This window comes from Flammeovirga sp. OC4 (genome assembly GCF_000812565.1).
Lineage (GTDB): Bacteria > Bacteroidota > Bacteroidia > Cytophagales > Flammeovirgaceae > Flammeovirga.
In genome coordinates, this window is record NZ_JTAM01000002.1 from 161,660 (window position 1) to 175,894 (window position 14,235).

General features: G+C 36.3%; 13 protein-coding genes and 2 tRNA genes. 8 read left to right on the forward strand and 7 right to left on the reverse strand.

All coding sequences use genetic code 11. From position 1 onward, the window contains the following. Nucleotides 1-8 precede the first annotated feature (8 nt). The 5 genes from dapB to PL77_RS02320 form a co-directional block, all read right to left on the reverse strand. Nucleotides 9-734, reverse strand: coding sequence for a 4-hydroxy-tetrahydrodipicolinate reductase (gene dapB, locus PL77_RS02300; protein ID WP_044201260.1), 726 nt, complete (start codon nt 732-734; stop codon nt 9-11). Nucleotides 735-742: 8 nt separating this feature from the next. Then, nucleotides 743-1,456 carry a DUF5683 domain-containing protein gene (locus tag PL77_RS02305; RefSeq protein ID WP_044201262.1) on the reverse strand — a complete coding sequence of 238 codons (714 nt, stop codon included), beginning with the start codon at nt 1,454-1,456 and terminating at the stop codon, nt 743-745. Then, on the reverse strand, nt 1,456-2,409 hold the full coding sequence (locus tag PL77_RS02310) for a ParB/RepB/Spo0J family partition protein (protein ID WP_044201263.1): 954 nt from the start codon (nt 2,407-2,409) through the stop codon (nt 1,456-1,458). Before PL77_RS02310 ends, PL77_RS02305 begins: the two co-directional genes overlap by 1 nt. 55 nt (nt 2,410-2,464) lie before the next feature. Next, nucleotides 2,465-3,244, reverse strand: a complete 780-nt coding sequence (locus PL77_RS02315; protein WP_044201265.1) for a ParA family protein — start codon at nt 3,242-3,244, stop codon at nt 2,465-2,467. A gap of 78 nt (nt 3,245-3,322) precedes the next feature. Continuing rightward, nucleotides 3,323-3,964, reverse strand: a complete 642-nt coding sequence (locus PL77_RS02320) for a polysaccharide deacetylase family protein (RefSeq protein ID WP_044201267.1) — start codon at nt 3,962-3,964, stop codon at nt 3,323-3,325. 440 nt (nt 3,965-4,404) lie between these two features. On the opposite strand from PL77_RS02320, the gene PL77_RS02325 reads away from it, so the two are divergent. The 7 genes from PL77_RS02325 to PL77_RS02355 all read left to right on the forward strand — a co-directional run bounded on the left by PL77_RS02325 (nt 4,405) and on the right by PL77_RS02355 (nt 11,233). Further along, entirely contained in the window at nt 4,405-5,301 is an 897-nt protein-coding gene (locus tag PL77_RS02325; protein WP_044201268.1) for a branched-chain amino acid transaminase, read from the forward strand. A gap of 37 nt (nt 5,302-5,338) precedes the next feature. Then, the gene (ilvD, locus tag PL77_RS02330) at nt 5,339-7,021 is read left to right on the forward strand and encodes a dihydroxy-acid dehydratase (RefSeq protein WP_082026361.1); all 1,683 of its coding nucleotides are present in this window, start codon (nt 5,339-5,341) and stop codon (nt 7,019-7,021) included. 33 nt (nt 7,022-7,054) lie between these two features. Continuing rightward, complete coding sequence (ilvB, locus tag PL77_RS02335) at nt 7,055-8,797, forward strand: biosynthetic-type acetolactate synthase large subunit (RefSeq protein WP_216595871.1); 1,743 nt, start codon at nt 7,055-7,057, stop codon at nt 8,795-8,797. Between the two features lie 12 nt (nt 8,798-8,809). Beyond that, nucleotides 8,810-9,352 (forward strand): acetolactate synthase small subunit, encoded by a 543-nt coding sequence (gene ilvN, locus PL77_RS02340; protein ID WP_044201270.1) that lies wholly within the window; start codon nt 8,810-8,812, stop codon nt 9,350-9,352. Between the two features lie 271 nt (nt 9,353-9,623). Beyond that, nucleotides 9,624-10,892, forward strand: coding sequence for a threonine ammonia-lyase (ilvA, locus tag PL77_RS02345; protein WP_044201272.1), 1,269 nt, complete (start codon nt 9,624-9,626; stop codon nt 10,890-10,892). Nucleotides 10,893-11,043: 151 nt separating this feature from the next. Continuing rightward, a tRNA-Asp gene (locus tag PL77_RS02350) sits at nt 11,044-11,120 on the forward strand. Between the two features lie 36 nt (nt 11,121-11,156). Next, nucleotides 11,157-11,233 (forward strand) — tRNA-Asp (locus tag PL77_RS02355). Nucleotides 11,234-11,285: 52 nt separating this feature from the next. Here PL77_RS02355 and PL77_RS02360 read toward each other — a convergent pair. After that, the gene (locus tag PL77_RS02360; RefSeq protein ID WP_156152219.1) at nt 11,286-12,227 is read right to left on the reverse strand and encodes an RluA family pseudouridine synthase; all 942 of its coding nucleotides are present in this window, start codon (nt 12,225-12,227) and stop codon (nt 11,286-11,288) included. A 67-nt stretch (nt 12,228-12,294) separates the two neighbouring features. Here PL77_RS02360 and PL77_RS02365 point away from each other — a divergent pair, with 67 nt between their 5' ends. After that, nucleotides 12,295-13,482, forward strand: coding sequence for a site-2 protease family protein (locus PL77_RS02365; RefSeq protein ID WP_253273954.1), 1,188 nt, complete (start codon nt 12,295-12,297; stop codon nt 13,480-13,482). Nucleotides 13,483-13,504: 22 nt separating this feature from the next. Here PL77_RS02365 and cas6 read toward each other — a convergent pair whose 3' ends face one another. Then, entirely contained in the window at nt 13,505-14,218 is a 714-nt protein-coding gene (cas6, locus tag PL77_RS02370; RefSeq protein WP_052444106.1) for a CRISPR-associated endoribonuclease Cas6, read from the reverse strand. Nucleotides 14,219-14,235: the final 17 nt, after the last annotated feature.

Genomic DNA, 14,235 nt, shown 5'->3' on the forward strand with positions numbered 1-14,235 from the left:
AGATTAATTTACAATGCTAGCATGTCTTGCATACCGAAGATACCTTCTTTTTGATGCAACCATTCACCTGCTAATACAGCACCAAGAGCAAAACCCTTTCTTGTGAAAGCAGTGTGTTTGATATCAATTCTATCAATTTCTGAAGTATAAGAAACCTCGTGCGTACCTGGTACTTCTGGCTCTCTTACTGCTTCAATTTCAATACCATTATCAACCGCTTCATCTTCTCCCTGAAGCGTCCATTTGTCAACTCCTTCAAAGTTTTCAATAACACCTTCCGCTAAAGTAATAGCAGTACCAGAAGGAGCATCTAATTTTTGAGTGTGATGAATTTCAACCATTGAAGATTTGTATTCAGCGTTGAAAGCACTCATCATTTTGGCTAATTTCTTATTTAATTCAAAGAAAATATTTACGCCTAAGCTGTAATTGGAAGCATAGAAGAAAGCGGTTTTATTTTCTTTAGTCGTTGTTTCTACTACTTCTTTTTGCTCTAACCAGCCAGTAGTACCAGAAACAACTCTGATTCCTTTATCCAGGCATTTTTTGATATTAGCATACGCAGCACTTGGTTGTGTAAACTCAATGGCAACATCTACTGAAGCAGGATCAATAGTGTCCAAGTCAGAAGCATTGTCTTTATCAATAATACCGGCAATATTATGTCCTCTTTCTTTTAATATTTGTTCAATGGTTTGACCCATTTTGCCATATCCAATTAATAGAAAATTCATTTGTTATTTTATTTTGAACTTAATTTTAAAGATACCGTCATTCCTACTGCAGGAAGTCCAGTGTAAGGATCTGCTATCGCTGCAGGTTTCACTTTCATTGATAGATCCTCACTGATATCATAGTATTTTAAATGTTGGTCTACTGCTGCATCTAAAGCCCCTAATAGATACCACATGCATGATAATATAATCATGAAGTCACGGTCTCTTCTGAAATTATCTCTTCGCTGACGCAAGTTGTCAACTGACAAGTTTTGATAAATTTCAGGGATTAGATGATCGTTTGTTGGGTCTGCATCTGCTTTGTAAGCAAGCCAGTGTCCCGTTTCAACCATATTATTATGATTGAATTGTACGAAGTAAATAAAAACAGTCATACCACCATAAAGCAATGGTAACTTCCAAAGCTTGCGATTGTAAATCTGTCCTAAACCAGGTACTGCAATAGTATAAAAAGAAGCTTTTGTTGGCTCAGTAATGTATTTGTACTGTGTCTTTTTTTCCTTCTTTCTTGCTTTTTGGTCAATATGGTTAGGTATTGCAGAAATAGAACTCAAAGAATCCAACGATTTTTGATTTCGTTCTTCTGCTGATAATCCATCATCTCCATCAGTGGACTCTTCTTTCTGAGGTATTGTTTGAGCAACCCCTTTAGAAGCACTGAAGAAAACAAAAAATGATGTGATGAATATAAAAGCGATATGTACGCACTTGTTGAGCATTAGTGAGTTTTTAAAATATCTAAGATGCGATTGAGGTCTTCAATGGATTGATAAGGTATTTTAATTTCTCCCTTACCATCATCTGCATTCTTTATTTTAATTTGAGTACCAAAATGTGTAGACAGATCTCTTTGTAAACGGCTGAATTCAAAATCAAGAGGTTCTTTCTTTGATTTCGCTTTAGCACTTAGAGGATCTTTCCCTTGAATGATATCTCTAACTAGGTTTTCAGTTTTTCGAACAGAAAGTTCACTTTTGACAACAGTATCATACAATGCTAATTGTACTTCAATACTGTTTACATTAACCAAAGCCCTAGCATGACCCATTGAAATAACACCTTTTCTTAATCCGCTTTGGATCTCAGGTGGTAATTTTAATAATCTAAGGTAATTGGCAACTGTAGATCTCTTTTTTCCAACTCTATCTCCTAGTTCTTCTTGCTTCAATTCACATTCGGCAATTAAACGTTGATAAGAGATAGCAACTTCAATAGGGTTTAAGTCTTCCCTCTGAATGTTCTCAATCAATGCCATTTCTAGCATCTGAGTATCATTGGCTCCTTTGATATAAGCAGGGATTTTTTCTAATCCCGCCATTTTTGAAGCTCTCCAACGACGCTCTCCAGAAATGATTTGATATTGTTGGTCCGTAAGTTTTCTTACAGTAATTGGTTGAATAATGCCTTGTACTCGAATTGAATCAGCTAATTCTTTTAACGCTTCGTCTTGAAATTCTAAACGTGGCTGAAAAGGATTTCTTTCAACATAGTCAATAGAAATCTCATCAAGTTTCTCTACCACAGTAATACTTGTGGGTTGATTTTCTTCAACCTCTTTTTGTGCAGTAGATGTACTTGTTTCTGTTTTATTACTTTCACCAAGTATGGCACCAAGTCCTTTACCAAGTGCTTTTCTTTTTTTTAAGGTCTTTTTTTCAGAGTTGTCCGGCATATTCTATTTTCGCCAATATCAAAGGTTATAAAAATTTATTGTACCTAATTTTAGGTTAGGCTTTAACGGGTATATTATTTTTTGTGAGTATTTCTTGCGCCAAGTTCAAATAACAAACGGCCCCTTTGCTAACGGCATCATGAGCAATAACAGGAACACCAAAACTTGGAGCTTCACTTAATTTAATATTTCTTGGAATAATAACATCAAATACCAGGTCGTTTAAGTGTTTTTTCACTTCTTCAACCACTTGGTTCGATAAACGTAAACGCGTATCGTACATTGTCATCAAAATACCCTCAATTAAAAGATTCGGATTTAATCTTGATTGAATTAATTTGACAGTATTTAATAATTTATCCAAACCTTCAAGAGCATAAAACTCACATTGTACAGGTACAATTACAGAGTCAGCAGCAGTTAGTGCATTGACCGTAATTAAACCTAATGAAGGGGAACAATCAATAATGATGAAGTCATAAGAGTCTTTGATTTTCTCTAATGCTTTCAACATTCTTGTTTCTCTATCTTCAATATCGATCATTTCGATTTCAGCACCTACCAAATCAATATGGGAAGGGATGATGTCTAAATAATCATATTCTGAATTTATAATAATATCACTAACATTGATGTCTTCCACCATGCAGTTATAGATACTTTTTCTCTCTTCTTTGGGGTCAAGATTCAGTCCTGAAGTTGAGTTTGCTTGTGGATCGGCATCTACCAAAAGAGTATTATATTCCATTGCTGCAAAACTTGCGGCAAGGTTGACTGCAGTTGTTGTTTTACCAACACCACCTTTTTGATTGGCTACAGCGATTATTTTTCCCATGAATATCTCTTTCTAAATTTTGTTTGTCTACAAATATAGTTTTAATTCATACACATTTAAAAAAAGTCACTACTTTATTCAAAGTGTATGAAATTCATAACCTTTATTTGAAAAATATTGTAAATATCGGGGCAAAACGTACTTTAAATTCTTTTCTGCTTTAATACTATCATGGAAAACGATGATAGACCCATTCTCCGTATTTTTAATAGCTGCTTTTAAACAACTTTCTTTTTTATAATTCTTATTGTAGTCTCTCGTCAGCACATGCCACATGATAATTTCATAATCAACTAGAAGTTGTTGCATCATTTTTTTTCCTACTTGACCATGAGGAGGTCTAAAGAGAGGTTTTCCTGATTCAACATTGTATAGTGGATTACTTTTCATGATAGTATCGCATTCCTTTACATTTTGTAGGTAATTGGGTAGACTTTTTTTCCAATACTGTAAGTGATTGAAGGTGTGATTACCAACTTTGTGACCGTGTTCTAGTACTTGCTGATATACTTCTGGGTGTTTGCGGATATTATCCCCAACACAGAAGAATGTTGCTTTTGCATTATATTTTTTGAGCTCATCTAACACCCAAGGGGTGATTTCAGGTATAGGACCGTCATCAAATGTTAGATATAATATAGGAGAGGTAGTAGCCTCCTTTTTCCAGACTAGACTTGGGAAAATTTTATTTCTAAAAATACTACCTACTTTTTGAATCATATGACAACACTTTAGTGCATTTTTCACAAATATAATAGATATGAAAAATGATTAGGAATGATATTTATAACATAGCTTTAATTTATTAAAATCAATGTTTCAACTATGAAATTAAAGAAAAAAACAGTTTAGACTTCGTAATTATTTATAAAAACTAACCCTTCATTCGTATATATATTTGCAAAATAAAAGGTAAGGTCTTTATATTTGATGTAAACAATGATCGAAAATGTTGAAGAAAACGCAAAATATCGTCCTTATTATTATTAATACTATTGTCGTCCTTCTCAAAGGAAGATAATGGCAGGATCTTATATTGCATAAATCATAATAAAGAACGGCCATTGTCAAGACTAATAAATTCTGACAGTGGTTTTTTTATTGCTCAAACATTCAAGTCATTCATTTAAGTAGTTAGGTAACCAATAAAGTCTTCTGCCATGTTGAAATATTATGACAAAGATACAGTGATTTTCCATAATGGAGAATTCGTGAAAGCTGAAGAGGCAAAGGCTGATTTATTTTCTCAGTCATTGCACTATGGTAATGGTGTTTTTGATGCTGTAAGGGCTTATGATACAGCATTAGGACCGCATATTTTTAAAGCAAAAGAACACTACACACGTTTTTTAGAGGCCGCAAAAACAATGCACCTCGACTTACCTTACAGTGTAGATGAACTGGTGGGGATTACTTATCAACTACTTGAAGAAAACGGTTTCACTGATGCATATGTTAGACCATTAGTATATGCAAGTGCCAATATGGATTTAACACCTACTAAAACGCATAACTTATTTATTGCGGCTTGGAGATGGGATAAATTCTTAGGAAAAGACTTATTAGATATTACAATATCAAAATATACACGTCCTAGTCCTTATTCATTTAATGTGGAGGCAAAAATTTCTGGACACTATATTAATAGTATAGTATCTATTGCAGAAGCAAAAGACAGAGGTTTTGATGATGCTTTATTATTAGATGTAGAAGGATATGTAGCAGAGGGAACAGGAGCCAACTTCTTCTTTGAAAAAGGAGGTAAACTTTATACTTCTCAAAAAGGACACATCTATCCAGGAATTACAAGAAATGTGGTTTTCGGAATTGCTAAAAGCTTAGGCGTTGAAGTAGTAGAAGGACAATTTAAACCGGAAGATTTAAAAGATATCGATGGAGCGTTCTTCACTGGTACTGCAGCCCAAATTACAGGGATTAGCAGTATTGATCGTCAGCCAATGAAAAAGAACTGGGAAGATACAATTGGTTGTGAAGTGTTTGAGAAATACAGACAGTTCGTAACTCAAAGTGAGTACGATAACTACTCCATCATTTAATGTACTAATCAGACAAACTAATAGATATTAAAAGATTATGGCAGAGATGTTAAACAAGCATAGCCGCACAATTACTCAAGACGATACACAGCCTGCAGCTCAGGCCATGTTATACGGTATCGGCTTAACAGAGGAGGATATGAACAAGCCTCAAATCGGTATTGCTAGTACTGGATATGAGGGGAACACATGTAACATGCACTTGAACGGCTTGGCTGCTGAAGTCAAGGTCGGTGTTCAAAAGTCAGACATGGTGGGCTTGATTTTCAATACGATTGGAGTAAGTGATGGTATCACTAACGGTACTATTGGTATGCGTTACTCTCTTCCTTCAAGAGATATCATTGCTGATTCAGTAGAAACTGTAACAAACGGACAATTCTACGATGGTTTAATTACTGTAGTAGGTTGTGATAAAAATATGCCAGGTGCCATGATGGCAATGTGTCGTATCGATCGTCCAACAATCATGTTGTATGGTGGTACTATTGCTTCAGGATGCTGGAAAAAGAAAAAATTGAACATTGTATCTGCTTTTGAAGCATTAGGTGAAAAAATCGCCGGTACAATTTCAGAAGAAGACTACAAAGGTGTAATCAAAAATGCTATTCCTGGTGCTGGTGCTTGTGGTGGTATGTATACTGCTAACACAATGGCTTCAGCGATCGAGGCAATGGGTATGAGTTTACCTTACTCTTCATCAAACCCTGCAGTAAGTCAAAACAAAAAAGACGAGTGCCAGAACTTAGGTCCTGCTATTCGTAACCTTTTAGAGCTTGACTTAAAACCATCAGATATCTTAACAAAAGCATCTTTTGAAAATGCATTGGCTGTAATTATGGCTTTAGGTGGATCAACAAACGCTACATTGCACATGTTGGCTATCGCGAAAGCAGCAGACGTTGAGTTGACATTAGATGATATTCAAAGAGTTTCTGATAAAGTACCATTCTTCGCAGACTTGAAACCTTCAGGTAAATACTTGATGGAAGATGTATTTGCAGTAGGTGGTATCCCTGCAGTAATGAAAACATTATTGAACTGGGGCTTATTAGACGGTTCTTGTATGACTGTTACTGGTAAAACAATTGCTGAAAACTTGGCAGATGTTGATCCACTAGGTAGCGATCAAGACTTGATGAGACCTCAAGACAATCCAATCAAATCAACTGGTCACTTACAAATCCTTTACGGAAACTTAGCAACAGAAGGTTCTGTAGCGAAGATTACGGGTAAAGAAGGTGAGAAATTCGTAGGTCCTGCAAAAGTATTCAACGATGAGTTTGCTGTGATTGAAGGTATTTCTAACGGAGAAGTGAGTAAAGGTGAAGTAGTTGTGATCCGTTACGAAGGTCCAAAAGGTGGTCCTGGTATGCCGGAGATGTTAAAGCCAACTTCAGCAATTATGGGTGCAGGTCTTGGTAAAGACGTAGCCTTGATTACTGACGGACGTTTCTCAGGTGGTACTCACGGTTTCGTAGTAGGACATATCACACCTGAAGCAGCGGTTGGTGGTAACTTAGCATTAGTAGAAGATGGTGATATCATCACAATTGATGCCGTTAGTAACAAAATCGAAGTAGCAGTTTCTGACGAGGAATTGGCAGAAAGAAGAAAGGCATGGGTTGCACCAGAGCCTAAGTTTAAGAAAGGAATCTTATATAAATATATAAAAACAGTTTCTTCAGCATCTGAGGGATGTGTTACTGATGAATTTTAATCAGTAATTAGAGAAGTACAAAATTGTTTCAATATGAGTACAGCGACAAAAGAAATGGCCAAAGAAGCAAAGACAGTAGGTCAAAAACCACAAAGAGTTACAGGAGCAGAGGCAGTGTTAATGGCACTTGTAGAGGAAGGAGTTGATACACTCTTTGGGTACCCAGGTGGAGCGATTATGCCTGTGTATGATAAGCTCTATCATTATGAGGACAAGTTAAACCACATTCTTGTACGCCACGAGCAGGGTGCTGCTCATGCTGCACAAGGATATTCTCGAGTCAATCATAAAGTGGGTGTCTGTGTTGCAACTTCTGGTCCAGGAGCGACAAACTTGATTACAGGTCTTGCAGATGCAATGATCGATTCTACTCCAATGGTAGCAATCACTGGTCAAGTAGCTTCTCATTTGTTAGGAACTGATGCATTCCAAGAGACAGATGTTGTAGGTATCTCTACTCCAGTTACGAAGTGGAACTACCAAGTAACAAAAGCATCTGAAATTCCTGAAGCGATTGCAAAAGCTTTCTACATTGCAAAAAGCGGTCGTCCAGGTCCTGTATTGATTGATATTACAAAGGATGCTCAATTTGAAGAGGTTGACTTTGAATATAAACCTTGTACAAAAGTACGTAGTTACAAGCCAGTGCCAGTTGCTTCTGAGGAATCAATTGAAGCGGCAGCTGATTTAATCAACAAGGCGAAAAAACCATATATCTTGGTAGGTCATGGTGTAATGCTTTCTAAAGCCGAAAATGAGTTACTCGCTTTCGCTGAAAAAGCAGGAATTCCAATGGCATCAACGCTATTAGGTTTGTCAGCTGTTCCTCATGATCACCCACTATATGTTGGTTATTTAGGAATGCATGGTAACTATGGGCCGAATATCAAAACAAATGAGTGTGATCTTTTGATTGCTGTAGGTATGCGTTTTGATGACCGTGTTACAGGTGATTTAAAAAGATATGCAAAGCAGGCGAAAGTAATTCATATTGAAATTGATCCATCAGAGATCGATAAAAATGTCAAAACTGATGTAGCTGTCATTTCAGATGCAAAAGCGGCTTTAGAAAGAATTACTCCTAAGTTGAAAGAAGCAAAACATGAAGAATGGTTAGCTGAATTCCATGCTTGTGATGAAATCGAACAGAAAGAAGTTAAAGATTATGCATTAGGTTCTTCTACTGAAAAAGTGAAGATGTCTGAGGTAATCAAAATGCTTTCTGATAAAACAAAAGGTGAGGCGGTAGTCGTTACTGATGTTGGACAACATCAAATGGAAGCCTCTCGCTATTATGAATTCAAACGTACAGATAGTATTGTAAGTTCTGGTGGTTTGGGAACTATGGGATTCGCATTACCTGCTGCATTAGGAGCAGCAATGGGAGCACCTGATAGAACAGTCGTTTCTATTTCTGGAGATGGCGGTTACCAAATGACAGTACAAGAATTAGGGACAATATTCCAATATAAAATCCCTGTAAAGATTCTAGTACTTAACAATAGTTTCCTTGGAATGGTACGTCAATGGCAAGAATTATTCTTCGATAGTCGTTACTCATTCACTGAAATGGTAAATCCAGATTTTGTGAAGTTAGCTGAATCATACTATATCAAAGCTGACAAAGCAGAGACAAGAGAATCTTTAAGTGATAAAATGGACGAATGGTTAAACGCTGAAGGACCATGTTTCTTGGAAGTAGTTGTGGAAAAAGAATCAAACGTTTTCCCAATGATCCAAACAGGTGCTGCAGTTTCAGAAGTTCGTTTGAAGTAAAAAATTAAGATTATGGAAAAGCAAAGATTCACATTATCCATTTTTACAGAGAACGTAGTAGGCTTAACGAACCGTATCTCCATCATCTTCACAAGAAGAAAAATCAATATTGAAAGCTTAACTACTTCAGCTTCGGAGATTGAGCACGTTCACCGTTTTACGATTGTATTCTATTCAGATTGTAAAGAATCAGCGGAAAAGGTAGCAAAGCAAATTGAGAAGCAAATTGATGTGGTGCGTTGTTTCCTTTATGAAGACAGCGAAACAATCTATCAAGAAGTAGCTTTATATAAAGTAGCAGTTGATAACCTAAAAGATTCAGATATGGTCGAGGAGATCGTAAGAAAGAATCATGCAAGAATATTAGCCGCAAAAGCTGACTTCCTAGTGATTGAAAAAACAGGTCATGAAGAAGAAACACACGCTTTGTATGAAGAGCTAAAACCTTATGGTTTAATGCAGTTTGGTCGCTCTGGACGTATTTCTTTATCAAAAGAACGTCAGGAGATCAGTAGCTTACTTGCAGAATATGATCAAGAGGAAGTAACAGTGTAAGGTTAAATAACCTTCCAAAATAAGAGAACTACAAATAATTAATATTATGGCAGAGACGGATTTTGAAGGAGTAGTTGAGAGCGTAGTACTACGTGAAGAATTTCCTTTGAAAGAAGCTCAAGAAGTTCTAAAATTCCTCTATCTATAGATACATTTAAAGGGATGGTTTCGGCTGTCCCTTTTTACTTTTTAAATAGATAAGTACAAGGCGTTTTTAAATACTTAATTCTATTTTACAAAAAAACTTCCGCCCTTATCAAAGGGAAATATCATGGCAGAAACAGAAGAATTGGTAGGTTTACCAAGTGTAGAATCTATCGTAAAAGCACATAGAAAATTAAAGGATGTTGTTACGAGAACACCTTTAATGAGAAATATGAACTTGTCTGAAAGATATCAGGCTGATATTTGGTTGAAGAGAGAAGATCTTCAGATTGTACGCTCTTATAAATTGAGAGGTGCTTACAATAAGATCTCATCTTTATCCATTGATGAGCAGAAGAAAGGTATTGTGTGTGCTAGTGCAGGCAATCATGCTCAAGGTGTCGCTTATTCTTGTAAAGTGCTAGGTATTCATGGTGTGATTTATATGCCAGCTCCAACACCAAACCAAAAAGTAAGTCAGGTGAGAATGTGGGGGAAAGATATGGTGGAAGTAGTACTGACTGGAGATACTTTCGATGATGCGTATGCTGCAGCAATGCAACGTTGTGAGGAAGAAGGACGAGTATTTATCCATCCTTTTGATGATCCTAAAGTAATAGAAGGTCAAGGTACAGTAGGACTGGAGATCTTAGAAGACGCTAAGGACGATATAGATTACCTTGTAATGCCAATTGGTGGTGGTGGATTGTCATCTGGTGTTGGAAGCTATTTCAAGCAAATCAGCCCTAGTACAAAGCTGATAGGAGTAGAACCTGAAGGTGCTCCAGCCATGAAGGTGTCTATTGACAAAGATGAAGTGGTAACATTACCTAAAATTGAGAAATTTGTGGATGGTGCTGCTGTACAAAGAGTAGGTGATAATACTTTTAAAATCGCGAAGCAGTTTTTAGAAGATGTTATTTTAGTACCTGAAGGAAAAGTATGTTCGACTATTTTGCGTCTATACAACGAGGATGCTATTGTAGTAGAGCCTGCAGGTGCTTTATCGATTTCAGCTTTGGATGCTATCAAAGATGAAATAAAAGGAAAGAGAGTGGTGTGTGTAGTGAGTGGGTCTAATAATGATATCGGTCGTATGGAAGAGATCAAGGAACGTTCTCTTTTATATGAAGGATATAAACATTATTTCATGGTGAGATTCCCTCAGAGAGCAGGTGCTTTAAGAGAATTCTTGGCTGAAGTTTTAGGTCCAAATGACGATATTGTTCACTTTGAATACACGAAAAAAGTGAACAGAGAGAAGGCTCCAGCTATTGTTGGGATTGAAGTAAAGTACCCTTCAGACTTCGATAGTTTGACAGAACGAATGACTCAAGGAGGTTATAAATTTGAGCTTCTCAACGAAAATCAAGATATGTTCAACTTTTTGATATGATTTTGTGATTTATCTTATTGTTGTAAATCAGAGTATTATGATTTTGTTAAGATAAAATTACAATTTTAATACCCGCTATAGTTTGGATTATCCAAATCAAGGGTGCATATTTGCATCGCTTTTAAGAAAAACGCCTCTTAAAAAGCGACCAGGAGCAGTAGTTCAGTTGGTTAGAATACCTGCCTGTCACGCAGGGGGTCGCGGGTTCGAGTCCCGTCTGTTCCGCCAACAAGTCTTCATCAAGACTTTCAAAAATCGATGACTGGAGCAGTAGTTCAGTTGGTTAGAATACCTGCCTGTCACGCAGGGGGTCGCGGGTTCGAGTCCCGTCTGTTCCGCCAACCAATTCAAGGGAAAGACAAGTTCGTTATGGACTTGTCTTTTTTTATGTCTTTACATTAAAAGCTCTTTTATATCATTTGATAAATCAGAATCAAACGCAAGAACTGTGTTTTGATCGATGGGCGAGATAAAATGTAATGTTTTAGCGTGAAGGCAATGACGTCCTATCTCATTTTGAATTTTTCTATCCAATACTAAATAAGGTACCTCATAGCGCACATCTCCAACTAAGGGGTGTCCCATAAATTGCATGTGTACTCTAATCTGATGCGTTCTACCAGTTTCTAACCTACATTCTACCAAAGTGAACTTCGAATAACGCTGTAGTACCTTGTAATGCGTTATAGCCTCTTTACCAAAAGACTTATCTTCTGAAACCTCAATGCTTCTTTCATTTTCTGGGTGTCTCCCGATATGTTGATGTATTGTTCCTTGATCTTCTTTTATATTTCCCCATACTAAGGCATTATAAATTCTGAAGGGTTTCATTTTCTTAAACTGCTGACTTAAAAAATGTCTGGCCTTCTCAGTTTTCGCTAAAACCAATACTCCACTTGTATCTTTATCCAAACGTTGGACAATACAGTCTTTTAAGAGTACCTCTTTCTGATTCGTTTTTCTATAATACGTCTTTAATGCGTTTTGAACAGTATTGCCATAATTCCCTAGTCCAGGGTGCATCGGCATTAGTGCAGGTTTATTGATTACAATACACTCACTGTCTTCATGGAGTACTTCTAAGGGGTAATCATACTCTAGCAGTTCAGTAAGCTTATTGAAAGGCTCATACCATCGTATGACGTCATCAGGTTTTACAAGGTAACTTGCTTTTGACTTTTTATCATTGACAGTGACCATTTCAGTTTTTATTTTCTTCTGAATGATATTTCTACTCTTATTGGGTAAGTTTAAAGAAAGAAAATGATCCAAGCGTACCTGTTTTCCTGCTTTTGGTACGGTAAATTCTTCATGAAGGTGCTTCTTTTCTATCATTCTCTTTTTTTGTTGTATGATCCAAGCTACAAAGTTAACTTGCAAGACTTATTGATGGAATAAAAATATGGAAGAAAATAAAGAGCCGAAGCAAGATATAGAACAACCCCAATTTGAACCTACTCCAAAGGAAGAAAAAGTAGGAATGGTATGGTGGAAACACCTTTTACTATTTGTAGTTACTTTAATGGCAACCACATTTGCGGGTTTGGAGTGGTTATATGGTAAATCCATTCTTTTTTCACCTATTACTCCTGAAGAGTGGTTGGGCGCTCTTTCTTATTCAGTTTCATTTCTTGGAATATTGACAGTACATGAATTCGGACATTACTTTACAGCTAAATACCATAAGCTTAAAGTTACCTTACCTTATTATCTTCCTGTATGGTTTTTTAGTTTAGGTCCGTCAATAGGGTCATTTGGTGCTTTTATCAAAATAAAGAGCATGATCAAAACAAGAAATGCATTTTTTGATGTAGGAGTTTCAGGTCCATTAGCAGGCTTTGTAGCAGCTTTGATCATTTTGTTTTATGGTTTTACTCATCTTCCTCCTGCAGACTATATTTATCAGATTCACCCCAACTATGAGGAATACGGAGCTAATTATGCAGAATATGTTTATGATGAGTTAGAAGAAGGTGAGGATTTTATGCTGGGAACCAATTTATTATTTGAATTTTTCAAGCATTATGTCGCTTCAGATCCATCATTAGTGCCTAATCCGCATGAAATGATGCATTATCCTTATTTATTTGCGGGCTTCTTGGCTTGTTTTTTCACTGCTTTGAATTTACTTCCTTTTGGGCAACTCGATGGAGGACATGCATTGTACAGTATTATAGGTTATAAGCGATTTAGACAGTTATTACCTTTCACATTTGCAGCCTTTTTATATTGGGGAGGGTTAGGTTTATTTTCAGCCAATGATAATCATGAGTACCTTTTGAGTTATGCACCGTTATATCTTCTCTACTTGTACTTTGTTTCCATGAAGTTATTCAAAGATAAAGTAACGATTGCTCTTTATGCAATGGGGATTTTCACTGCACAATTTATTACTGTTACTTTTATCCCTACTGCCATGGGATATACAGGTTGGCTATTTTTTGGATTAATCTTGTCAAGGTTTATCGGATTACATCATCCGCCGGCCTTATATAATAAAGGTGTTGATACCAAACGAAAGATTGTCGGAATCATCACCTTGATTGTTTTTATTTTATGCTTTACACCTACTCCATTTATTATGAATTAATAATTGGGAGTAGAGAATTAAATTACTGAGAATTTTCTTCGTCTACGATGTAGGGTTTCTTTTCTGGATTAAAATATGGGATATCTAACATACCAAATCCATGAGCAGTTAATTCACCAAAACCATTATGGTAAATAAATTCCTGCACTTCTGGAGCTGCGAGTATCTCAAATGGTAAAGTATATCCTCTTGCTTCCTTGATTTCTCCATTTTTAATAACAGAGTAGATTCGGGCAAACTTCTTGTCCATTCGATTAATTCTGGCCAAATAATCTTGATCAGGAATCACTTGGAATCTGAAAAAAGAAGCGATTTGCTCTTGCGTATACAAACCTGAACTTTCCATTCTAAACATTGTAGAATCATACAACATGTCTGAAAAGTCATCACTTATTGGATTGACAAACATCTTATTGTTTAACCCTTGAATATCGTGAAAAGGTACAATGGGAGAAATGCATAGGTATTTCATTGACTCACTGAATTGAGGAACTTCTTCTACCTCAACACTGTCAGCTTGTAACATTAAATTACCTAAGAGAATGTGAGACTCTCTGAATAACCCATTTACGATACTATCAACGAATTCTTTGTTTGGGCTGGTTAATACGATGGTCGCTTTTTTTGAAAAATAATGTAATCCTTCTCGGCCAACTTTAGTCTGCCCTTTAAGTCCAGAAAAAGTAAAATTGGCATTATCAAATAAGTTATTATCAGCACATGCTATCTTTAGCATATTCTGAACAAGTTTTT

What these genes read in the sequence shown, in the direction of transcription:
- dapB (WP_044201260.1), bottom strand. Translation starts at nt 734, where the DNA reads ATGAATTTTCTATTAATTGGATATGGCAAAATGGGTCAAACCATTGAA.
- PL77_RS02305 (WP_044201262.1), bottom strand. Translation starts at nt 1,456, where the DNA reads ATGCTCAACAAGTGCGTACATATCGCTTTTATATTCATCACATCATTT.
- PL77_RS02310 (WP_044201263.1), bottom strand. Translation starts at nt 2,409, where the DNA reads ATGCCGGACAACTCTGAAAAAAAGACCTTAAAAAAAAGAAAAGCACTT.
- PL77_RS02315 (WP_044201265.1), bottom strand. Translation starts at nt 3,244, where the DNA reads ATGGGAAAAATAATCGCTGTAGCCAATCAAAAAGGTGGTGTTGGTAAA.
- PL77_RS02320 (WP_044201267.1), bottom strand. Translation starts at nt 3,964, where the DNA reads ATGATTCAAAAAGTAGGTAGTATTTTTAGAAATAAAATTTTCCCAAGT.
- PL77_RS02325 (WP_044201268.1), top strand. Translation starts at nt 4,405, where the DNA reads ATGTTGAAATATTATGACAAAGATACAGTGATTTTCCATAATGGAGAA.
- ilvD (WP_082026361.1), top strand. Translation starts at nt 5,339, where the DNA reads ATGGCAGAGATGTTAAACAAGCATAGCCGCACAATTACTCAAGACGAT.
- ilvB (WP_216595871.1), top strand. Translation starts at nt 7,055, where the DNA reads ATGAGTACAGCGACAAAAGAAATGGCCAAAGAAGCAAAGACAGTAGGT.
- ilvN (WP_044201270.1), top strand. Translation starts at nt 8,810, where the DNA reads ATGGAAAAGCAAAGATTCACATTATCCATTTTTACAGAGAACGTAGTA.
- ilvA (WP_044201272.1), top strand. Translation starts at nt 9,624, where the DNA reads ATGGCAGAAACAGAAGAATTGGTAGGTTTACCAAGTGTAGAATCTATC.
- PL77_RS02360 (WP_156152219.1), bottom strand. Translation starts at nt 12,227, where the DNA reads ATGATAGAAAAGAAGCACCTTCATGAAGAATTTACCGTACCAAAAGCA.
- PL77_RS02365 (WP_253273954.1), top strand. Translation starts at nt 12,295, where the DNA reads ATGGAAGAAAATAAAGAGCCGAAGCAAGATATAGAACAACCCCAATTT.
- cas6 (WP_052444106.1), bottom strand. Translation starts at nt 14,218, where the DNA reads ATGCTAAAGATAGCATGTGCTGATAATAACTTATTTGATAATGCCAAT.